Origin of the sequence: Novacetimonas maltaceti (assembly GCF_002906255.1) — a bacterium.
In the GTDB taxonomy this organism is placed as follows: Bacteria; Pseudomonadota; Alphaproteobacteria; order Acetobacterales; family Acetobacteraceae; genus Novacetimonas; species Novacetimonas maltaceti.
Genome location: NZ_POTC01000009.1, coordinates 76,286 through 98,127 on the forward strand (window position 1 = coordinate 76,286; position 21,842 = coordinate 98,127).

Here is a 21,842-nt window from a genome sequence, read left to right on the forward strand (position 1 = left end):
TTATCGTCCCGTAATCAGCGCCGAGGGATGGCGGGTAAGGAAGTCGGACAGGAACCGCAGCGACCGCGCCGCCTCGTTAAGCTGCACGACCATCTGTTGCAGGTTGCGGTGGAAATCCGTATCGCCGCCATAGCTGGACAGCAGCGAGTTCGCATTCTTCAGCGTGGAATCCAGCCCCGCCAGCAGTTGCGGCATACGCGCGCGCGCATCGTGGGAGATGACCTGCAGGTTCTCCATCGACGCCCGCAGCGAGGACAGCCCCTGCCGCATGTCGGCACTGTTGATGCGGGCATCCGCATGGGCCAGCAGGTTGTTCAGGTTCTCGCCCACCTGCGTCAGCGGCATCGCCGCGACCTTGTCCGTGATGGTGGACACCGAATCCATGATGCCTGCCATGCCACCCGCCTGTCCCGGCAGGACCAGCGCGTCGCCTTCCTGCGTGATCGTGGCGGGGCGCGCGTTCTTGACGAAAGTCAGCGCGATCTCGGATTCGCCGGTCAGGAAGCTCGCACTCTGGACCGAGGCGCGCAGCCCGTTCGCCACCTGCGTATGCAGCAGGGCGCGCAGCGCGTCGGCGGGGACTTCCTGATCGTTCAGGACACGTTCGGGCTGAAGCTCCATAGCCACGCGCACGCGTGCCTGGCCGGTATGCGGGTCAACCAGCAGCTTCACATCGTCGATCGTGCCGACCTGGATGCCGAACATGGTCATCCGCCCGCCCTTCGTCAGACCTGCCACGGGGCTGGTCAGGTACGTGACAAGCGGGATGCGTTCGCGATACCCGGCGGCGTCGGCTTCCTCCTGGCTGTCATACAGGCGGAAGACGGTGTCGGCGTTGGCCTGCACCAGATGTTCGTCACGCGCATCGGGCGGCGCGAACGCGATGCCACCGGACAGCAGCGCCTGCAACGACTGCAGCTTCACCTTCAGGCCACCGGCCCCAAGCCCGACCTGCACGCCAGAGACGTTCCAGAAGCGCGTATCGGTGCGCAGGTACTGGTCATACGGCGCCTGCACGAAGATCTGCACCTTGATCGGCCCGCGGCCTCCCGGCGGCAGGGTATAGCCCAGCACCTCGCCCGCGACGACATCGCGGAAGAAGATCGGCGCCCCCTGCCCGATGGAGCCGAGACTGGGCGTCATCAGGGTATAGGTATGGCCCGGCTGGTCCGAACGCACGCCCGGCGGGGCTTCCAGCCCCTTGAAGAAGGTCGTGTGACGGCCGCCCGGCTCGCCGGGGTCCATGGCGATGTACGCCCCGGACATCACGGTTTCCAGCCCGGTGATGCTGGCGCCGTTGATGCGCGGGCGCACCACCCAGAACCGCGCGTGGTCAGTCATCATCCGCGACGCGGCGGACGTCATGCGCACGCCGACCTCCACATGGTGCAGGTCGTCACTCAGCCGGATCGATTCGACCGTGCCGAGGGAGACGGACTTGCTCTTCACCTCGGTCTGGCCACTTGTCAGGCCATCGGCGGTGTCGAACGTGATGGTGATGACCGGGCCGCGCGTCGTCAGCCCCCGCCAACCAAGGTAGCCCGCAATCAGCAAAGCGACGATGGGCACCAGCCAGATGACGGAAAACCGGTATGTGCGCGTATCGGACTGCGGGATGGAAGTGGGCGACCGCCCGTTGCGGGGATCGTTCGGGGAATCGTTCACGCCTGGTTCGGCTCCATGTTGGCGGCGGGGCGGGGGGCCGCCGCGGATGTGTGTGCGGGACGCGACGGCCCCTGCGGGGTGTCGCTGTCATGCCTTTTCAGCACGGCGGGGGAAAGGCCATCGACCAGTTCGCCGTTCATGCCGGCCGCATCCCACATGATGCGCGGGTCGAAGCTCCATGCCGCGAACAGCGTCAGCACCACGACAGCGGCGAACGCCACCATCCCGGCATTGGCGGTCACGGTGGCCATCGCGTTGAAACGCACCACCGCCACCAGAATGGAAATCATGAACACGTCGATCATCGACCACCGGCCCACCATGTCCACCACGCGGAACAGGCGCGTGCGCCGCACCAGGCCGCGCCGCGACCCGCGCCATGTCATGACGACCATGGTGGCGAGGCTGATGATCTTGAGCATCGGGACGGTGATGCTGGCGAAGAAGACCAGCAGCGACAGCGGGATCATCCCGTCGCTCCACAACTCCAGCGCCCCTTCGATGATGGTATGTCCCCCGCCGCCGCCCATGCGCATGAAGGTCATGACCGGGTACAGGTTGGCCGGGATGTAGAAGGTCACCGCCGCGATCAGGTAGGCCGTCGTGCGCGTCAGGGATTCAGGCGCGCGCCGCCATACGCTGTGGCCGCAGCGCGGGCAGGCGCCGACGCAGTGCAGGTTGCTGACGGGGTGTTCCATCTCCCCCACCAGCCCGCATGACGGGCACGCGACAAGGCGTTCGACCGGCGGCATGCCGACATCGTCCACATGGACATATTCGATTTCCACCACGTCGCCATCGTCAAGGCGGGTCAGCGCATCCACCTTGCGATGGCGCCAGATCCGTTCGGTGTCCAGCGTCGAATCCGTCACCGCCATCGTCAGCATCAGCCCGCCGATCAGGTACACCGCCGGGCCGACATCGACATGCGCCATGTCCGTCAGCTTGGTATAGGCGACGAAGATGCCAAGGATGTAGACCTCCACCATCGACCACGGCCGCAGCTTCTCGTACCAGATCAGGATGCCGGGCGCCCAGTTCGGCAGGGTCGGGCGCGTGCCGGCATACAGGATGGCGAACATCAGGCCGATCGCCACCGCAGGCGCCATGATGGTCACCGCGCCGACCAGCAGCCCGGCCTCCCCCCAGCCTTCGTGCAGCAGTTCCATCGGCCCGGTCAGCAGGTCCACCGTGCGTTCGCGCCCATAGACATTGAGCGTCATGAGCGAGGACGCCAGCGCCGCAAGGTAGAACGCAGCCGAACTGATGCAGAACGCCAGGGGGGCCGCCACCGGCGCGGTCCGCCTGCGCTTTAGCAGGTGCTGCCCGCAGCGCGGACACGCCGCAAGCTGCCCGGGCTGAAGTTCGGGGACATGCTGGTACAGCCCGCAGCCCGGACATTCCGCCAGTCCGCCGATGACACGCAGGTGTTCGACCGGGGCCGGGGCGACGCCAAGCGACTGACAGCCGAGCCGGGCGGGAAGGGTCTTGATGAATGTTCTCATGCCGGTCCCACCATACAACGCGAATTAAATTGAGGAATGCCGCATTTGGCATATTGCATCCGCGTCCAACGTCGGATATCAAGCGCTCAACTTTCGCCGACATAGCTCAGGGGTAGAGCAACTGATTCGTAATCAGTAGGCCCTCGGTTCAATTCCGAGTGTCGGCACCATTTTCCCCTTGGTTTCCAAGGATGTGGGGATGTTTCCCTAGGGACGGGGCAACCCGGCGCCAGCATGGCGCGATATTGCCCGCCGATTCTTTCTCCAGCAGCTTATCGCGTGAAATCAGGCAACTGGCAGCCTGTCGTCCCTGCCCGCACGCGCCGCCAAGCTGCACTGCCGTGCCAGAAGCATGGCTGCCATGCAGCAGGCCGCAGGGGACGGCCCGTCATATTATGTAACCATTTTTACGTAAAAAGACCGCCAGGGACTCCGCGCCGCGCGGCGATATCCGCCGCAGACTCCGTCACGGTGGCAACGCGGCCTTCAGGTGCCCGAATGCTTCCGCAGGAGCGAGACGGCATGCGGCCCGTCCTCAAGCGCGGCGCCCAGCAGATCACGCCCCAGCGCCCGCAGCGTCAGCGGGTGCATCCCGTCCAGCGCCCCATGCAGTTCGCGCCGCTTGTCTTCCGACAGGGAAGGATCATTGGTGACACGCTGGCGCAGGGCCGCCAGCATGTCGGGGCTTTTCATGGTGATCTGCACATTTTCGGGCCGCGCAAGGAACTGCCGGCCCGCATCGGTGATGGTGCTTTCGCCCTGCACGCGAAATCCCTGCGCCGTGGCGGACACGCCGCCGGTACAGAACCCCTGCAACTCCAGGTCGAGCAGGTTGCGTGCATATTTCTGTTCATCCGCGCCATCGGGGATCTGCAACGCGACCGTCCCACCCGCCGCCTGCATGGACATCAGCATTTCCACCTGCAGATCACGATCAATCACGCCCTGAACTCCTCCAGCCATCATGTTATAACATGGATATGGGTCTGACAGGACTGCATTACAATCCTGCACGCACGCAGGCGCAACATTCACGTTACATGAAAGCATCGATTTCCAAAGGGTAATACCCTTTGGTGGGGGGAGCGGGGGCGAAGCCCCTGAAACAGGCGCCCCCAGACCCATCAAGGCTGTTTTGAAAAAACGCCGGGGAATACTGCCTGTTTCAGAAAGGCAGCATCCCGCCTTGCCATGGCGTCAGGCGCGGGCCCAGTGGCGCACCTGTTCACGCAGCACCACCTCCACACAGCGGCGCAGCATGCGCATGTCGCCGGTAAAGACTTCCTGCAGTTTCGTCATCTCATAGCCCGACAGGTCGAACCAGCCGGGCTGCAGGTTCCGCTCCACCTCGATTTCGCGGATGATGTTCCACGCCAGCGCGGGCACGTGCTCAACCGTGGGGGCGGGCACATGGACCACCGTGCAGCGTGAACGCAGCGGGGCCGTGACCATGTTCAGGTCATTGGCCGTCAGCACCCAGCGCACATGGCTGACATCGACGGACGTGTTCAGGTACACATCGCGAAAGGCGCGGGCCTCCCCCTGGTCAAGGAACTGCAGCAGCGCGTCCTGTACCGTACCGTTGCGGCTTTCACGCGGGGCCTTTTCCACCTCGTCCATGATCATGCAGACATTGGCCATGCCGCTCTGCGCGATGGCTTCCGTCACGATCGACGGCTTGGAATCGCCATAGGTCTGGTGCGTCCCCACCAGCGACAGGGCATCGGCCATGCCGGCCACGTTCTGCTTCTGCACGCGATAGCCCAGCGCCTCGTGATAATGGCGCGCGACGGTGGATTTCCCCGATCCCGGCGGCCCGACCAGCAGGACCGGACGCATCCGCCCCGGCGTGCCCCACGCCATCAGTTCACGTTCGGCATGGGCCATTGCCTCCACCGCGTCCGCCGCGTGGGGACAGGCCTGCAACGCAAGGCCAATGCGCGAGTCCACGAAATCCGGGACATGCAGCTGTACCGGTTTTTCCAGCCGCCGCACGGAGGCGAAGCGGTCAGGCGTGCGCGTGCCCGACTTGACCTGCGGGAACCTGAAATCCGCGGGCAGGATGCGGATGCCCCCTTCCGGGGCGGGATCGGCCCCAGCCCCGGACGACGGGGACGGCGCGGCCTCTTCGGGCCGCTGGCGATGGCGGCGGCGCGGCGGGGCGTGGTCCTCGAACTCCTCGTCCCCGTCCGGGATGAGGACAAGTTCGTCCACTTCCTCCTCGCCTGAATCCGTGGACTGTTCCTTCCAGAACGCCATCAACTCGTCGAAGGAGCTGTCGTCGTCATCGTCAGAAGAATTCATGTTGCTCATATCGCGGTGCCCTGATGTTGGAGATCATGGAGTCTTGCGGCCCGGGAGGAGGGCAAAACGTATGAACTTCAACATCGGCAATGACATGGGCATTTCCTGACCTGGACAGAGTCCGCACGGTATGCCGGACGCACGTGGGGATGCGCACGGACATCGTATGCAGTCATGTTGGGGAAAGACGGTGGCGACCAATGGCGTGTTGCTGTGGTCACGAAGCAATCAGAGTGCTATTCGCTGAAACGTCATACTTGGGATATGGCAGATTTCGGTTCTTTTTTCAAGGAAAATTCTTCTTTCGCGAAGAAAAAACATCCCTGAATACGCAAAGGCGGCATCCCCTGAGGAATGCCGCCCATCTGAGAACAGTCACAACCGTCTGGAAAAACAGCGTTCCTGTTCTTTATTAATGACACATCTGAATAACGATACAACACGGTTGCGGTAACAACGCGCTGAGGTCACGGCGATGTAATACCCGGCCGTGACATTCATTCAGGTGGCGTGGGGATCAGGGCTGGTCCAGCGGGTCTTCATCGCCGTCATTTTCACGCACGCTCCACCATCCCGCCGACCATTGCGCGAATTCGGGCGTATCCTCCTTGAAGGGGTTTTCGATCAGCGGCTCGCCCCGGACGGCGGCGGCCTTGCCCTGTGCCGTGGGATCGTCGGTGGCGGGGGAGGTCGGGGTCTGCTGGGTCATTGCACTTCCTTGTCCGTGTGTGTCCTTAGACTACTGCGCGTGATACCGCATGCCCCCCTGCCCGTCAGCCCCATCCATCGCCCGTGCGCCCCGTGCGGCACGCATGCCATCGCCCCGTGTCCGCCATCCCCATCGCGGCAGAAAGTGCATGGGCATCATGACCGCGCGCGGCCTTTCTGGCACGCGGTGCCGGATTCGCGATCCCGCCCTGTGAAACCCGGCATGTTCCACGACTCCCGCCCCCGCATGCACAGGCCATGGACATCATGGCGCCGGGGCGCGCATTTCCCCGTCCCCGCAGCGGCATTTTTTATGCAACTGCTCTTTCATCATGTTTCATTTATTGAAATTTTGCGAAAACGTGAACTCATAACACGTTGTTATATATGTATTTTTATGGGAGACAATGTGACATTGAGTGTCCAGATCACGGATACGTGATGTCGATCGCGCTTGCGGATCACAATTTATCTATATACCAATGGATATAGACATTCCGCTGTATCCGGCGGTTTTGTTCTTTCCTCACCGATCCCTGATACCGGCAGACCGGGGTGGAAAATGCGCGAATATTTCATCCCGGCACAGAAGTTCAAGAAACGAATGCCATAACAGCAACAACAATACTGGTTTCGCACATGATCGCCCTCATCGCATTCCCTTGTCGGAATACGGGCTTCAGGCGGGACCGGCGCCGGGATCGGCAACGCCGGACGATCAGGTAGCCACGGAACTGTATTCCGTATTTCCATGGAATACATGCCTGGTTACAATAAAACCACAAGGGAACATGACACATGTCTTCCGATTACACGACCGAGAAGCCGCCGTTCAAGGCGCGCTATGAAAACTACATTGGTGGCAAGTGGCTGCCGCCGATCGCGGGCCATTACCTGACGAACACCTCGCCGGTCGATGGTCGCGTGCTGTGCGAAGTTCCCGCCTCCACCGCCGCCGACGTGGAGCTGGCGCTTGACGCCGCGCACAAGGCGAAGACCGCCTGGGCCCACACCTCCCCTGCCGATCGCGCGCTGATCCTGCTCAAGGCAGCCGACAAGATGGAGCAGAACCTCGAGCTGCTCGCCCGCGCCGAGACGTGGGACAACGGCAAGCCCATCCGTGAGACCCTGACCGCCGACATCCCGCTGGCGATCGACCATTTCCGTTACTTCGCAGGCTGCATCCGCGCGCAGGAAGGCTCGCTGAGCGAAATCACGGACACGACCATCGCGTACCACTTCCACGAACCGCTGGGCGTTGTCGCGCAGATCATTCCGTGGAACTTCCCGCTGCTGATGGGTTCGTGGAAGCTCGCCCCCGCGCTGGCGGCCGGCAACTGCGTCGTCATGAAGCCCGCCGAAAGCACGCCCGCCAGCATCCTCGTGATGATGGAACTGATCGGTGACCTGTTCCCGCCCGGCACGCTGAACATCGTCAACGGCCTTGGCAAGGACGTGGGTGCAGCGCTTTCCAACAGCGACCGCATCGCGAAGATCGCGTTCACGGGTTCCACGCCGACGGGCAAGATGATCGCCCACGCCGCGGCCGAACACCTGATCCCCGCGACGCTGGAACTGGGTGGCAAGTCGCCCAACATCTTCTTCGCCGACATCATGGAAAAAGACGACGATTACCTGGACAAGGCGATCGAAGGCTTCACGATGTTCGCCCTGAACCAGGGCCAGATCTGTTCGTGCCCCAGCCGTGCGCTGGTCCAGGAATCGATCTATGAGAAGTTCATCGAGCGCGCCCTGCCGCGCATCAAGGCGATCCGCCAGGGCAACCCGCTGGATCCCAACACCATGATGGGCGCGCAGAACTCGCACGGGCATCAGGAAAAGATCCTGTCCTACATCGACATCGGCAAGGGCGAAGGCGCCCAGCTGCTGACCGGTGGCGGCCGTCCGGACCTGGGTGGTGACCTGAACAAGGGGTGCTATGTGCAGCCGACCGTGTTCAAGGGCAACAACAAGATGCGCATCTTCCAGGAGGAAATCTTTGGCCCGGTTCTGGCCGTGACGACCTTCAAGACGGAAGAAGAAGCGCTGGCCATCGCCAACGACACCCCGTTCGGTCTGGGTTCGGGCGTGTGGAGCCGCGACGCCAACACCTGCTTCCGCATGGGTCGCGGGCTGGAAGCCGGCCGCGTGTGGATCAACTGCTATCACGTCTATCCCGCGCATGCGGCGTTCGGCGGATACAAGAAGTCCGGCATCGGCCGTGAGACCCACAAGATGGTTCTCGAACACTACCAGCAGACCAAGAACATGCTGGTCAGCTACAGCGAAAAGAAGCTCGGCTTCTTCTGATCGCATGTCGTGGCGGCGCAGGCCGCCACGACATGATGCGCAGGCGGTGCGGCCGGGCCGGTTATTTTGCCGGGTCGGCCGTTGCCGTCTTCCGTCCCCGCACATGGGCGTGGATGGCACAGGACATGAACAGTTTTTGATATATCAGGAATGCGACAGGGTTTTTCCCACGGGGGCCGGGACACTGTGCGGCAGGGGTGAAAGAGGCATAGGATGGCACAAAAGTTTCGGGTGGTGATCGTCGGCGGTGGTATCGCGGGCCTGGCGCTGGCAACGCGCCTGGGTGATTCCATCGGCAAGTCGGGACGCGCTGAAATCACGCTGGTCGACAAGAGCTTCGCCCATGTGTGGAAGCCGATGCTGCACTGCTTCGCCGCCGGCACGGCCGCGAACGAGAATGATCGCATCAGCTTCCTGTCACAGGCCAGCCGCCATCATTTCGAGTTCTGGCCCGGCGAGATCTCGGACCTGGACCGCACGGCCAAGTCCATCACGCTTGCCCCCGTGGTCGAGCCCACCGGCGAGGTCATCCTGGATGAACGCAAGCTGGAATATGATGCGCTGGTGCTGTCGATCGGCAGCCGCGCCAACGATTTCGGCACACCCGGCGTGGCCCAGCACTGCCTGTTCATCGACAACCTTGTCGATGCCAACGGCTTCAATGACCGTTTCCGCATGGAACTGCTCAAGGCGTTTGGCAATAACGAGGAACTCGACATCGCCATCGTCGGCGGCGGTGCCACCGGCACGCAGCTTGCCGCCGAACTGCACAAGGCGCTGGACCTCGCGGCACTCTATAGCTTTGGCAAGAAGCCGCCCAAGCTGAAGATCACGCTGCTTGAGGCCGGGCCGCGCATCCTGCCCGCCTTCCCTGAATCCGTATCCGAAGCCGCGCAGAAGCAGCTTGAGGCGATCGGGGTGACGGTCATGACATCGGCCATGGTCAGCGGCGCGGATGAAAAGGGCTACATGCTCAAGGACGGGACGCGCATTCCGGCCACCCTGCGTGTCTGGGCGGCGGGCGTGAAGGCGCCGGACGTGACGCGCAAGTTCGCCGGGCTGAAGCTGTCGCGTTCGGGGCAGCTTGAGGTGCGCCCGACGCTGCAGCTTCTGGAAGATGACAACATCTTTGCCATGGGCGACTGCGCCTTCATCGCAGAAAAGCCGGTGGCCCCCACCGCGCAGGTCGCACGCCAGCAGGCGCACCACCTGGCGCGCTACATGCCGCGCTGGATCAATGGCGGGCAGCTGCAGCCGTTTGCGTTCCATAACAAGGGCGCGGTCGTGGCGCTTGGCGACTATAACGGCTGGGGCACCTTCCCCGGCGGCAAGGTGTTCGGCGGCGGCTGGCTCAAGGGCATTACCGCGCGCATGGTCCACCTGATGCTGTATCGCCAGCACCAGTTCGAGCTTTACGGCACGTTCCGCGGCCTTGTCTCGTGCCTTGTGGACTGGCTGGACGTGTTCGTGCGGCCGTCCGTCCGGCTGGACTGATCAGGACCGCAGATATTTCCGGGCGTCGCCTTTTTGGAAAAATGCGACGTCTTCTGAAGCTTTTTGAAAAAAGCTTCACCAAAGACTTTTGATCGCTTCCTTTTCAGCCCCATCCTGTCGCCGGGTCCACATCCACCGTGGGCCCGGCGATTTTTTTTCGTGGAACCGGCCCCGCAAAGCCCCGTTGCCCCCTGCACGCAAGGGAGACACAGACATGCGCTTTGCCCCCGTATCACATCCTCTGCTGGACCAGCCGCCCTGCCCCGCGCCGGTGCCGCCAATGCCGCCGGGCACGCCGGTGCCCCCCACGCACCCGCCTGAACCCGGCGAGGACCCACAGCCGATCGACGACCCGCAGCCCATCCCGCCCCCCATGCTTGCCTGCGCGACAGTGCAGTATTTCCGGAACTCTGGCGCGGTCATGCTGTTGAGGGATTCCGCACTCTGGAAAGGGAACATTTCCATGGCGAACACAGGCTACGATCCCGAAAAACCTGTCCCCAAGCCGGACAGCGAAAAAGACCATGACCGTGACGAGGCGCTCGAAGACAGCTTCCCCGCCAGCGATCCCCCCTCCAAGGGAGAAACAACCGGCCCGGATGAATGAAATCCCCGGCCCACACAGAAAAAACAGGAACAAAAGTTTCTGGTGAAGCTTTTTTCAAAAAGCTTCGAAAGAACGCCGCCTTTTAAAAAAGGCGGCCCCCACGGACTTTTATCGATTACATCAGCACCTTATCTGGAAACCGTCAGCCATCCATGACGATACGACGGGGCGTGGCATCCACGGGCGTCCGTACCGAACGGTCAAAGCGGCGCATCCTGCGCCCTGTCCGCCATGAGGCATGGCCGCGCGTGGCGCATGCCGATACCTGCGCAACCTTTTTGCACGCAGCCTGTTGGAATTCATACCTGTCGGCATTTCGCAAGAAAGGAAACATCATGAAAATCCACTTCAGTTCCATCTGCGTGCTCGCCACCCTGGCCGGGGTTCCGACGCTTGCGGTCGCGCAACCGGCCACCCCGCCCGCCCCCACGGCGGATTCCGCCGCATCGGCAGTGGGCAGGAACCCGCCTTCCGCCACCGACAGCACGGGCAACCGGGTCAATCCATCGGACAAGCTGTGGAACAACCCGCGCACCGTAACTGAACAGCCCGGGACACAACCGCCATCCAACGGAAGCAACGGGGAAACAGGGGCCACGCAATCATCCGGCCCGATCCATAACGGCCAGACGTGGCATGGGCATAAACATTCGAAATACCATTCCGCCACCCCGTCCACGCCCGCCCCCTCCACACCTTCGAGCCCCGGCACGGCGGCGCAGCAGTAAAGCGGCCGGTGACACGGCCCGGTCAGAATTCGTCGAGGATGAAATCTTCATCCGCGATGGCACAGGCCATGTCGGTCGGCCGGGTATAGCCACGCCTGTTCTTCCATGCGCGGATCAGGGCCAGTCGCCATTCTTCGTGGGGATCGCGGGTGGGTTTCGGGGGGCAATCGGATTTCGTTTTCATGATCCGGACACCTCTGGCTGCCGCCCGCATCAGCGCGGGCACGGGTTCCATAGCAGCCACCCTGCGGGGACGGTGTGACGATTGCATGAAGCTTTGACGCATGACGCCTTCGCATAACGGGCATAAGCACGGATCGTGCTGATCCGGCACAATGCAGGACAAAACAACAAGGAAACCGTCCTGTGGCCGACCACCCTGCTTCCGCCGCGCCCGCGGCCATCACGTACCGGCACCCGTCCGGGGTGGCGTGCATCGATATCGCGCGCCACATGTCCTTCTGCCTTGGCAACGCGGTCCGGTGCGTCTGGCGCGGATGGCGCGCCAGCACACATGACGGCACGTCAGACCTGCAGCACGCCGTGTTCTATATCCACGAATGGCTGGGGATGGAGATCCGCCCCCGCATGCCCCTGTCACGCCGCATTACGGACGCGGTGCAGCGCTTTGCCGCCGTGGATGATGACGCCTGCTTTTCCACCATCATACGCGACCTGTGCCGCGCGGATTTCACCCACGGCAACGAAAACGCCGCCCGCCACGCGCTCAACCTCATCACGGCGGAGATGGAGCGGCGCAAAGAGACGCAGAAGATGCAGGACAGGGAAACGGCGTAGACGTTTCTGGCAAAGCTTTTTCCAAGATGCTTCGGAAGACGTCGCCTTTTTTTGGAAAAAGGCGACACCCGAACACCTCCAATCAATGATCCGGATGTCGTGCCCACGGATTTTCCACAGACGGATAGCACAGGCCCGGTCTGGGTCATGGGGGTTTTCCGCGCCAACTGGCACAGGAAACAACCCGACAGAAAACAAAACATGTAGGGAAATCATGGTGCTGCTGGACAGGATTGAACTGTCGACCTCTCCCTTACCAAGGGAGTGCTCTACCACTGAGCTACAGCAGCGACGCCGTGGGCGGTTGGTAGCTTTTCCCGCCCTGCGTTGCAACCCCTTTTCATGGGATTTTGTGCATCTTGTGCAAACACAGGGCGGAAAAAGGCATCATCAGTCGTCGCGGTGGATCTTTTCCATGCGTTCGTGGCGTTCCTGCGCCTCGATCGACAGGGTGGCGATGGGACGCGCCTCCAGCCGCTTCAGGCCGATCGGCTCGCCCGTTTCCTCGCAATAGCCATAGGTCCCCGCCTCGATCCGCTGCAGCGCCTGGTTGATCTTGGCGATCAGCTTGCGCGCGCGGTCACGGGTGCGCAGTTCCAGCGCACGGTCGGTTTCCACGCTGGCGCGGTCGGTGATGTCGGCTTCGTGGATGCCGCCTTCGGACAGGCTGGCCAGCGTTTCATCCGCTTCCTTCAGAAGCTCCCCGCGCCAGCGTAACAGCTTGTTACGGAAATATTCCACCTGGAGGGGGTTCATGAATTCCTCGGATTCCGAGGGATGGTAATCGGGTGGCAATGTAAGCATATCAAACTGGTCCCTGCACCTCGGCTCCGGCATGGCTGCGGCCCCCGCGTCGGGACCGGCATGGCGGAACCGCGCGGCTTATATCAGGCGAGGTCTGGCCGCGCCAAGCATTTCCGCACCTTTTCGGGTCTTTTCCCCTATGCCGGTTTCCCTGCGGCGGGGGTGGTGGATGTGGCCACGGGCGTGGTGGTGGACGCGGCGGTGGCGCGGGGGGCCGCCTTCTTTCCCTTGGGCACGGGTTCGGGATAGGTCATCTCCCACCCGCCGCCGAGGGCATTGTACAGCCGCACCAGATTGGCCGAGATCGTCGCCGTGCTGCTGGTCAGGTCGGATTGCGACGACAGCAGCTGGCGCTGCGCGTCCAGCACCGACAGGTAGGTCACAAGCCCCTGCCGGTACTGGTCCTGCGCCAGTTTCAGCGACGCCGCGTTCGCCGCGACCTGTGCGGCCAGGAAGTCATGATGCCGCTGCTCGTCCGTATAGGCGGTCAGCGCGTTGTCCACGTCATGCCACGCCTGCAGCACCGTCTGCTGGTAGGCGAGCGCCGCCTCCTTCTGCGCGGCCTTGCGCAGTTCCAGCTGCCCGCGCAGGCGCCCGCCCTGGAACAGCGGCAGCGTGATCGACGGGCCGACGTTCCATGCCTTGGCGTTCCAGAACCCCATGTCGCGGAACGACAGGGATTCGAAGCCGAACCCGGCATTGATCGTCACGCGGGGATAGAATTCGGCCACGGCCTCCCCCACCTCGGCGGTGGCGGCGTGCAGGTTGGCTTCGGCGCGGCGGATGTCGGGCCGGCGCCGCGCCAGTTCCGAGGGCACGCCAATCGGCACGGCAGGGGGCACCGGCGGGATGGCCGACGCCACGAACAGTTTGTCCGACAGCGCGCGCGGTGGCTCGCCCAGCAGCATGCTCAGCGCGTTGACCTGCTGGGCCAGTTGCTGTTCAAGCTGGGGCATGCGCGCAAGCGTGCCTTCAAGCTGGGCGCGGGCGCGTTCCACGTCGAAATCGCTGCTCATGCCATGGGTGTAGCGGTCCTGGTTCAGGTCGAGCATGCGCTGCGCCACGTCGCGGTTTTCCATGACGATGCGCAACTGTTCCTGGGTTGCGCGCAGGTCCATGTAATCGCGCGCGACCTCCGCCTCGCGCGAGATCAGCATGCCGCGCCGGGCTTCCTGCGTGACCTGCGCCGATGCGGCGGCGGCCTCGTACTGGCGGCGCACGCGGCCCCACAGGTCGACCTCCCACGTGGCGTCGATGCTGTCGCGCCACTGGTTGAAAAGCGGGATCTTCGCCTGTCCCGGCGGAGGGGCGAAGCCGAGGGCCTCGGGGTGTTCCTGCTCGATGTCGGTGACGATGCGCTGCAGCATCTTGGTGCTGTACTGCTGGCGGGCGTACGACCCGCTTGCCGCCATGGCGGGAAAGCGTTCAGCGCCCGCGATGCGCAGTTCCGCGCGGCTTTCGGCCATGCGGTAGGCAAAGCGGCGGACGTCGAGGTTATCGGTCGCGACCCTGCGTTCGAGTTCCGACAGGATGGGGTCGTGGAAGCAGTCCCACCATGCCGGGTCCGGGGCATCGGGCGTCACCTGGCTGGCGACGGGGTTTTCCCCGGCCTTCGTTTCGGTGTGCATGTTGGTCGGGCCGCCATATTTCTTTGGCGTCCACGGGGTCGGCTTGTGGAAATTGGGGCCGACGGCGCAGCCCGCCGTCACCACCGACAACCCGACCACGGCGGTGCGCCATGAAAATCCCCTAACCACCAACGCGGCCCCCTGTTGTCCCTGTCGCCAATACGATAAACCTGTTCGTACGCAACGGTTGCGCGATATCTTCTTCCATTGACCGATCAGTTCGGTCAGGTCCATAACCTATCCGCTTTATGCATCGGGTCAATCGAAACTAACGGACAAAAAGGTCAGGACACGTCTGATGGCACCAACGCCCCCCTTCCCCGGCAAGGACAAGGTGCAGGTCCCCCCCGTGGCGACGGGCACCTCCTCGGGCACTTCGCCGGCCAAGCGCGCGCAGATCCTTGAAGGGGCGGCACGCATCTTTGCCGAACACGGGTACGAAGGGGCCAGCATGTCGTGCATCGCGCGCAATGCGGGCGTGTCGAAGGGGACACTCTACAATTATTTCGACAGCAAGGCGGTCCTGTTCTGCGCCTTCATCGAACAGTGCACCCGTGAAAAGCTGCCGCTGATGTTCCGCCGCATCGACGAAGGGGCGACGATGGCGGACTCGCTCGAACATGTCGCGCGCGAGCTGATCGAACTCATCACCTCGCCACTGTCGCTGATGCTCAACCGCGTGATCGTGTCGGAGGCGGCGACCTTCCCCGAACTGGCCAAGACCTTCTGGGCCAACGGCCCGCAGCAGGCGACCAGCATCCTTGCCGCGTGGCTGACCCGCGCACCGCAGAGCGAACTTCTCGACGTGCCCGACGCGATGTTCGCGGCCGAACAGTTCTATGCCCTGTGCCAGACGCACATCGCAGGCCGCGCGCGCATGCAGCTGCCGGTCGACACCAGCCCCGCCTATATCGATTTCGTCGCGCGTTCGGCCGTGCGCGTCTTCCTCAACACCTACCAGCGCAGCGGCGCGCGCCTGCCGCCGCTGACCTATTCCCCCGCCCCCTGACGCGCCACCTCCTGCGGTTGCGCCGGGCGGCACGGAAAAGTGGCCTTTCGATGACATAATGTTGCCTGGCGGCATGTTCACGCAAGCGTGTCCCCACCCGGCGGCCATGGGGGTTGCACGCCTTCGCCCCGGACGCGAATTCTGCCGCGGGCAGGAAGGGGGACAGCACCGTGGGACGCGTCTACATAGTCGGCACATGCGACACCAAGGCCATTGAGCTACGCTATGTCCATGACCTCATCACCGGGCAGGGCGTGCCGGCAGTCATCGTCGATGTCAGCACCGCCCACCGCGCGCCCGGCCCCGACGATGCCGACACGATCCCCCCCACCAGTGTCGCCGCCGCCCATCCCGACGGGACGCAGGCGGTGTTCACCCGCAGGCGCGGTTCCTCCATCGCCGCGATGGCCACCGCGCTGCGCCATTTCCTGTGCGCGCGCAACGACATCTCCGGCGTGCTGGGAATCGGCGGGTCGGGCGGCACCGCGCTGATCGCGCCCGCGTTGCAGGCCCTGCCGCTGGGCCTGCCGAAGATGATGGTCTCCACCGTCGCGTCGGGCAATGTCGCGCCCTATGTCGGCGGGTCGGACATCGCCATGGTCTATTCCGTGACGGACATGGAGGGGCTGAACCGCCTGTCGCGCCGCATCCTTGCCAACGCCGCCAACGCCATGGCGGGCATGGCCAGCCACCTGCCCCCCACCCTGCATGACCCGCGCCCGGCGGTGGGGCTGACGATGTTCGGCGTCACCACGCCCTGTGTGGAACGCATCGTCAGCGACCTTGACGACAGTTTCGACTGCATGGTGTTCCACGCCACCGGCACCGGCGGGCGCGCGATGGAACGCATGGCCGATTCCGGGCAGCTTGCGGGCATCATCGATGTCACCACCACCGAAATCTGCGACTACCTTTCGGGCGGGATCTTCCCCTGCGACGACGACCGGCTGGGTGCGGCCATCCGCACCGGCGTGCCCTATGTCGGCAGTTGCGGGGCGCTGGACATGGTCAATTTCGGCGCGCCCGACACCGTGCCCGCCCATTACCGCAACCGCCGCCTGGTGGAACACAACCCGCAGATCACGCTGATGCGCACCTCGGTCGAGGAATGCCGCGCGATCGGGGAATGGATTGGCGAACGGCTGAACCAGTGCCGGGGGGAAGTCCGCTTCTTCCTGCCCGAAGGGGGGTTCTCCCTGCTCGACCGCATGGGGGAGCCGTTCTATGACCCGCAGGCGGACCAGGCCCTGTTCGAGGCGCTGGAGCGCACGGTGGAACAGACCCCGCGCCGCCGGCTGATTCCGCTGCCCTATGGGGTGAACGACGCGGCATTTGCCGATACACTGGCCGCCACGTTCCGCGGCCTCTTTAACGGAGAAAACACCTGATGCCTTCGATTCCACGCGCAGAAATACTGGCGAAATTCCGCACGATGATTGCCGACAAACATCCTATCATCGGTGGTGGCGCCGGCACCGGCCTGTCCGCCAAGTGCGAGGCGGCGGGCGGGATCGACCTGATCGTCATCTACAATTCGGGCCGCTACCGCATGGCGGGGCGCGGGTCGCTGGCGGGGGTTCTGGCCTATGGCAACGCCAACCAGATCGTCATGGACATGGCGCGCGAGGTCCTGCCCGTGGTGCCCGATACCCCGGTGCTGGCCGGTGTGTGCGGCACCGACCCGTTTGTCGATTTCGACGTGTTCCTTGACGATGTGAAGCGGGTCGGGTTTTCGGGCATCCAGAACTTCCCCACCGTGGGGCTGATCGACGGGAATTTCCGCCGCAACCTCGAAGAAACCGGCATGAGCTACGCGTTGGAGGTCGATGTCGTCGCCCGCGCGCGCAAGAAGGACCTGCTGACGACGCCCTACGTCTTTGACGCGGAACAGGCGCGCGACATGACACGGGCCGGGGCCGACGTGCTGGTGGCGCATATGGGCCTGACCTCCGGCGGGGCGATCGGCGCGGGCACAACCATGACGCTGGAAGATTCGATCACCCTGATCAACGAGATTTCGGAGGCCGCACGCACCATCCGCCCCGACATCATGCTGCTGTGCCATGGCGGCCCGATCGCCATGCCCGACGACGCGCAGAAGGTGCTCGACAACTGCCCCGACTGCCACGGCTTCTATGGTGCGTCGAGCATGGAGCGCCTGCCGGTCGAGGTCGCCCTGACGGAACAGACGCGCCGGTTCAAGGCGATGAAGCGCTGAAGCCACGCAGGGGCGCTGCCCCTGCACCCCGCCAAAGGGTAATACCCTTTGGAAACCATGACTTTTAAACGAATCAGGGTGCAGGGATCGTGATCCCTGCCGGGTCCGGGCAGCGCCCGGGTGTCGCATGCACCGACAGTCTCAGGGGCGTTGCCCCTGAAACCCCACCAAAGGGTATTACCCTTTGGAAACCATGACTTTTAACGAATCAGGGTGCAGGGAGCACGCTCCCTGCCGGGTCCGGGCAGCGCCTTCCCCGCACGCCGGGACACCTCAGAACCCGATCACCGCATCCCCGCCAAAGGTGAACATGCCATTGTTTCGCCCGCCATTGAACGGCGTCGTGCCGTTGAGCGAGCGGTCAAAGCGGATTTCAGGGCGCAGCATGAACACGCGCACATGGTGTCCGATATCGGGCTTGTACGTCACACCCAGCGTCATTTCGCCATAGGTCGTGCCATGTCCGCCCGGTCCCGGCATCAGCCCGTCGGCCGCCGTGGTGCGGCCGGAGATGCCATCCATGTAGGAATTGTTGCCGATGAAGGTCGCGACCATCAGGTTGTTGTTGTCGCGATAGATTTCCCCGCGATAGTTGAAGGTCAGGACCTTGTTGACCTTGTAGCTGAGGAAGCTGACGAAGCTTTCGGCATCGGCGGCCTTGAAATTGCCGTTCGCGCGGATGCCGTTCAGCCCCTGGTCATGGATGTAGTTGAACTCCGCCGTCAGGGTCAGGCGGTCATTGACGGCATAGACGGCGTTGATGTCGTTCCAGAACCGTTCGGCATTATCCGCCTCATGCCGTCCCCCGGCGGAGGAATAGCGCGAGTTCTCCGGCCCCACGCGGCTGAGCTCGACGATATTGAGCTTCCCGTGCGCAAGGTTGTTCAGGTTGAAGCCGAAATACCCCGCAGGGGCATTGTTGTTGTCGGACCGGCCGAAGGAGGTCTGGTTGCCGGTATCGATCCCGAACGTCACGTCCAGCATGTCGGTGACATGCCAGTTGAACATCGCGCCGATATGCTGGAAGGGCACGGAATATTCCGAAGTGTAGGCCAGGGTGTAGAACGGCCGCGTGGTGGGGTCGAGCGTCTCCACCCCCATCGGGGCCTGCAGGATGCCCGCATGCATGTCCAGCCCCCCCTTCGTCGCCCACGGCAGGTGGACATCGGCATGGGCCTGCGCGGGGATCAGCTGGTAGCGCGCATTCCATTCATGCGCGCTGACGCCAAGGATCTGGTAATAGCGCGCATCCGACCCGTACATCCCCTCCAGCGTGAAGCCGACCTGATAGCCGCCGCGCGACGGGTCGATCGCCTTCTGCAGGGTGAATTCCGCCTGGTTGAGCTGCACCTGGTTGGCGTGGTCGGCAAAGAAGTCGCCAAAGTTGTAGCCGGGCTGCGGCCGCGCCGGGTTGGCCATGATCCCGCCCTCGACCTGCCCGGTCAGGGTGATGCCCGACAGCCAGCGCGCAAGGGAGGAATCGCTTTTTTCCATGCTCTTGAACACGGACACCTGCGCATGGGCCGCGCGCATGTCCACCAGCAGGCCCGTCCCCACCGCAACGATACAGCCAATGCCTGCACGCAACGCCCGCGCGCCCATCCCGGCCTTTCCCATCAAGCTGCCCCCGCTGGCTTATTTAATATAGATTCCATTTGGATGTTCAGGTTTTATCCACACATCGAAACACTCCTTGGTCCGTAACATTCACAAAGGTATGTGTCAAAATAATCACATACCATATTGCGCATAAGCAACATTCCGGAATCGAAACCAGGCGGGCGCCGGGCATGAAAAAAGGCGGGGACCTGCCCCGCCTTCCATCACGCACATCCCGCCTGTGCGGCCGGGTCAGGAGTTGATGCGCTCCCCATGCAGCGCCATGTCGAGGCCCTCCATCTCCTCGTCCGGGGTGACGCGCAGGCCGATCGTCAGGTCCACCGCCTTGAGGATCACGAACGTCAGTACCGCGCACCACACGATGGTGACGCCCACCGATTCCGCCTGCGCCAGGAACTGCGCGAACGAACCGCTGACACCGTCGGGGCTGGCGTCGGTGGCCGACAGCGGGCCATAGGCGAACACCCCCGTCAGCAGCGCACCGACGATCCCGCCGATGCCATGCACGCCAAATGCGTCAAGGCTGTCGTCATATCCCATCATGTGCTTCAGGCCGGTCGCCCCCCAGAAGCACACGACACCGGCGATCAGGCCGATGGCCAGCGCGCCGCCCGGCAGGACGAAGCCCGCCGCCGGCGTAATGGCCACAAGGCCGCCCACCGCGCCGGAAATGATGCCCAGCACGGTCGGCTTGCCGGTCTTGGCCCATTCGGCGCACATCCATGCGACACCGGCGGCGGCGGCGGCGATCTGGGTCGTGGCCATCGCCATGCCCGCGCGCCCGTTCGCGCCCCCGGCCGAACCGGCGTTGAACCCGAACCAGCCAACCCACAGCAGCGACGCGCCAATGATGGCGTAGGTCAGGTTGTACGGCGACATGTCGTCATGCCCGTACCCCTTGCGCCGCCCGATCACCAGGGCCGCGACCAGGCCCGCGATCCCGGCATTGATATGCACGACCGTGCCCCCGGCGAAGTCGATGGCCCCGATCTTCGCCGCGACCCAGCCGTCCGGCCCCCAGACCCAGTGCGCCACCGGCACATACACCAGCAGCGACCATACGATGGTAAAGACACACAGCGCGCTGAACTTCATGCGTTCGGCGAACGCGCCGGCAATCAGGGCGGGCGTGATGATGGCGAACGTCATCTGGAACGTCATCCACACGCTTTCGGGGATGGTCATGGTCGTGGCCGCAGGCGTGCCCGCCGCCATGGTGAACGCAACGTCCGACCCCTTGGAAATCCCGGCCCCCATGCCGTTGAGCATCACGCGCGACAGGCCGCCGATGAACGCATTGCCCGACGTGAAGGTCAGGCTGTAGCCGACAACCATCCACACCACCGTCATGATGCAGCAGATCGCGAACGACTGCATCAGCGTGGCCAGCACGTTCTTCTTGCGCACCATGCCGGCATAGAACAGGCCAAGGCCGGGGATCGTCATCATCAGCACCAGCGCGGTGCTGACCAGCATCCATGCCGTGTCACCGGTATCGATGGCAGGCGGCGGGGTGGGCGCTGCATCGGCGGCAAGGGCGGACGCCCCCCCCATCGCCACGGCAAAGGCCGCCACCGGGGCACACCCGCGCAGCAGCGCGGCGGTCATCTTGTTCACAGCGCGTTTTCTCCCGTTTCCTGGGTCCTGATCCGCATGGCATTTTCCAGATCGAGGACAAAAATCTTTCCATCGCCAATCTTGCCGGTATTGGCCGCGGCCTGGATCACGTCCATCACGCGGTCGGCCATGGCGTCGGGAACGGCGATCTCCAGCTTGATCTTCGGCAGGAACTGGATGTTGTATTCCGCCCCGCGATAGATCTCGGTCTGGCCCTTCTGCCGACCGTATCCCTTGACCTCGGTCGCGGTCAGGGCATCGACGCCGATCAAGGAAAGCGCCTCCCTGACCTCATCAAGCTTGAACGGCTTGATGACCGCTATGATGAACTTCATGTCTTCATTCCTTCCCCAACCTGCGCACGCAATGGCCCGTGGTGGTGCTGGCGATGCGCGGCGGCGCGCCAGCGCGCGCCCGACCGGATGCCGGACCCGCAAACCGGGTCATCCGGGCCATGGCCGCCGTGCCATTCCCGCGGGCCAGCACGGACGCCCCATGTTGCCATATTCCCGACATGATAGATCCATGCAAGCAATCATTGCGATTCCGCAAGACCTGGAGTGTCTTTTCAATCACGCCACGCAACATGATTGCCACAGTCCGCGCCACCCGTGCCTAAGTCCCGGTAACGCCGGGTTTTTTACATCGGCTTTTGCATCCTGCACGGACATCCTGCATAGAATTGGGCCACCATGACCCAGCCCGCCTGCCCGTAGCCATAGGCGACATGCTGGATCGCATGCAGCGCCAGTGCCAGCGCCATGCCGCCCAGCCCCGACAGGACCCCGGTCGCGATGACCGCAAGGACCATGCGCGCGCCGGGCATC

General features: G+C 63.6%; 20 protein-coding genes and 2 tRNA genes. 9 read left to right on the forward strand and 13 right to left on the reverse strand.

What is annotated here, in order from left to right; translation table 11 throughout:
• Window positions 1–1,665, reverse strand: coding sequence for a PqiB family protein (locus KMAL_RS05310; RefSeq protein ID WP_110094711.1), 1,665 nt, complete (start codon window positions 1,663–1,665; stop codon window positions 1–3).
• Complete coding sequence (locus KMAL_RS05315) at window positions 1,662–3,170, reverse strand: paraquat-inducible protein A (protein WP_110094734.1); 1,509 nt, start codon at window positions 3,168–3,170, stop codon at window positions 1,662–1,664. The genes KMAL_RS05310 and KMAL_RS05315 overlap by 4 nt, the downstream gene beginning before the upstream one ends.
• A gap of 95 nt (window positions 3,171–3,265) precedes the next feature.
• Here KMAL_RS05315 and KMAL_RS05320 point away from each other — a divergent pair.
• Window positions 3,266–3,340: transfer RNA gene (locus KMAL_RS05320), tRNA-Thr, on the forward strand.
• Between the two features lie 316 nt (window positions 3,341–3,656).
• On the opposite strand, the gene KMAL_RS05325 is transcribed toward KMAL_RS05320, so the two are convergent.
• The 3 genes from KMAL_RS05325 to KMAL_RS05335 all read right to left on the reverse strand — a co-directional run bounded on the left by KMAL_RS05325 (window position 3,657) and on the right by KMAL_RS05335 (window position 6,183).
• Window positions 3,657–4,112: a hypothetical protein gene (locus tag KMAL_RS05325; protein WP_110094712.1), complete on the reverse strand. Its 456-nt coding sequence runs from the start codon at window positions 4,110–4,112 to the stop codon at window positions 3,657–3,659.
• 255 nt (window positions 4,113–4,367) lie between these two features.
• A complete protein-coding gene (locus KMAL_RS05330; RefSeq protein WP_180999742.1) occupies window positions 4,368–5,474 on the reverse strand; it encodes an AAA family ATPase in 1,107 nt (368 codons plus the stop codon).
• A 517-nt stretch (window positions 5,475–5,991) separates the two neighbouring features.
• Window positions 5,992–6,183 (reverse strand): hypothetical protein, encoded by a 192-nt coding sequence (locus tag KMAL_RS05335; RefSeq protein ID WP_110094714.1) that lies wholly within the window; start codon window positions 6,181–6,183, stop codon window positions 5,992–5,994.
• Between the two features lie 797 nt (window positions 6,184–6,980).
• Between KMAL_RS05335 and KMAL_RS05345 the strand changes: the two genes are divergently transcribed.
• From KMAL_RS05345 to KMAL_RS17530, 4 genes are all read left to right on the forward strand, one after another.
• Complete coding sequence (locus tag KMAL_RS05345; protein WP_110094716.1) at window positions 6,981–8,492, forward strand: aldehyde dehydrogenase family protein; 1,512 nt, start codon at window positions 6,981–6,983, stop codon at window positions 8,490–8,492.
• A 213-nt stretch (window positions 8,493–8,705) separates the two neighbouring features.
• On the forward strand, window positions 8,706–9,986 hold the full coding sequence (locus KMAL_RS05350; RefSeq protein ID WP_110094717.1) for an NAD(P)/FAD-dependent oxidoreductase: 1,281 nt from the start codon (window positions 8,706–8,708) through the stop codon (window positions 9,984–9,986).
• Between the two features lie 214 nt (window positions 9,987–10,200).
• Window positions 10,201–10,593, forward strand: a complete 393-nt coding sequence (locus KMAL_RS05355; RefSeq protein WP_110094718.1) for a hypothetical protein — start codon at window positions 10,201–10,203, stop codon at window positions 10,591–10,593.
• Window positions 10,594–10,928: 335 nt separating this feature from the next.
• Window positions 10,929–11,321, forward strand: a complete 393-nt coding sequence (locus KMAL_RS17530) for a hypothetical protein (RefSeq protein ID WP_239019953.1) — start codon at window positions 10,929–10,931, stop codon at window positions 11,319–11,321.
• Window positions 11,322–11,343: 22 nt separating this feature from the next.
• Here KMAL_RS17530 and KMAL_RS17185 read toward each other — a convergent pair whose 3' ends face one another.
• On the reverse strand, window positions 11,344–11,505 hold the full coding sequence (locus KMAL_RS17185; RefSeq protein ID WP_167400119.1) for a hypothetical protein: 162 nt from the start codon (window positions 11,503–11,505) through the stop codon (window positions 11,344–11,346).
• Between the two features lie 182 nt (window positions 11,506–11,687).
• Here KMAL_RS17185 and KMAL_RS05370 point away from each other — a divergent pair, with 182 nt between their 5' ends.
• Window positions 11,688–12,119, forward strand: a complete 432-nt coding sequence (locus tag KMAL_RS05370; RefSeq protein ID WP_110094720.1) for a hypothetical protein — start codon at window positions 11,688–11,690, stop codon at window positions 12,117–12,119.
• A 215-nt stretch (window positions 12,120–12,334) separates the two neighbouring features.
• On the opposite strand, the gene KMAL_RS05375 is transcribed toward KMAL_RS05370, so the two are convergent.
• From KMAL_RS05375 to KMAL_RS05385, 3 genes are all read right to left on the reverse strand, one after another.
• Window positions 12,335–12,409 (reverse strand) — tRNA-Thr (locus KMAL_RS05375).
• 100 nt (window positions 12,410–12,509) lie between these two features.
• Window positions 12,510–12,923, reverse strand: a complete 414-nt coding sequence (gene dksA, locus KMAL_RS05380; RefSeq protein ID WP_110094721.1) for an RNA polymerase-binding protein DksA — start codon at window positions 12,921–12,923, stop codon at window positions 12,510–12,512.
• Window positions 12,924–13,060: 137 nt separating this feature from the next.
• Window positions 13,061–14,683, reverse strand: a complete 1,623-nt coding sequence (locus KMAL_RS05385; RefSeq protein ID WP_408887893.1) for an efflux transporter outer membrane subunit — start codon at window positions 14,681–14,683, stop codon at window positions 13,061–13,063.
• Window positions 14,684–14,849: 166 nt separating this feature from the next.
• Here KMAL_RS05385 and KMAL_RS05390 point away from each other — a divergent pair, with 166 nt between their 5' ends.
• The 3 genes from KMAL_RS05390 to KMAL_RS05400 all read left to right on the forward strand — a co-directional run bounded on the left by KMAL_RS05390 (window position 14,850) and on the right by KMAL_RS05400 (window position 17,778).
• Window positions 14,850–15,560: a TetR/AcrR family transcriptional regulator gene (locus KMAL_RS05390; protein ID WP_110094722.1), complete on the forward strand. Its 711-nt coding sequence runs from the start codon at window positions 14,850–14,852 to the stop codon at window positions 15,558–15,560.
• A gap of 170 nt (window positions 15,561–15,730) precedes the next feature.
• Window positions 15,731–16,948 carry a Tm-1-like ATP-binding domain-containing protein gene (locus KMAL_RS05395; protein WP_110094736.1) on the forward strand — a complete coding sequence of 406 codons (1,218 nt, stop codon included), beginning with the start codon at window positions 15,731–15,733 and terminating at the stop codon, window positions 16,946–16,948.
• Complete coding sequence (locus tag KMAL_RS05400; RefSeq protein ID WP_110094723.1) at window positions 16,948–17,778, forward strand: phosphoenolpyruvate hydrolase family protein; 831 nt, start codon at window positions 16,948–16,950, stop codon at window positions 17,776–17,778. The genes KMAL_RS05395 and KMAL_RS05400 overlap by 1 nt, the downstream gene beginning before the upstream one ends.
• A gap of 273 nt (window positions 17,779–18,051) precedes the next feature.
• Here the strand turns inward: KMAL_RS05400 and KMAL_RS05405 are convergent, their stop codons facing one another.
• The 4 genes from KMAL_RS05405 to KMAL_RS05420 form a co-directional block, all read right to left on the reverse strand.
• On the reverse strand, window positions 18,052–19,311 hold the full coding sequence (locus KMAL_RS05405; RefSeq protein ID WP_408887895.1) for an outer membrane beta-barrel protein: 1,260 nt from the start codon (window positions 19,309–19,311) through the stop codon (window positions 18,052–18,054).
• 318 nt (window positions 19,312–19,629) lie between these two features.
• A complete protein-coding gene (locus KMAL_RS05410) occupies window positions 19,630–20,952 on the reverse strand; it encodes an ammonium transporter (RefSeq protein WP_239019959.1) in 1,323 nt (440 codons plus the stop codon).
• Between the two features lie 59 nt (window positions 20,953–21,011).
• Entirely contained in the window at window positions 21,012–21,350 is a 339-nt protein-coding gene (locus KMAL_RS05415; protein WP_110094724.1) for a P-II family nitrogen regulator, read from the reverse strand.
• A 305-nt stretch (window positions 21,351–21,655) separates the two neighbouring features.
• The coding region (locus KMAL_RS05420) for a hypothetical protein (RefSeq protein ID WP_110094725.1) at window positions 21,656–21,842 on the reverse strand (187 nt) is incomplete at its 5' end.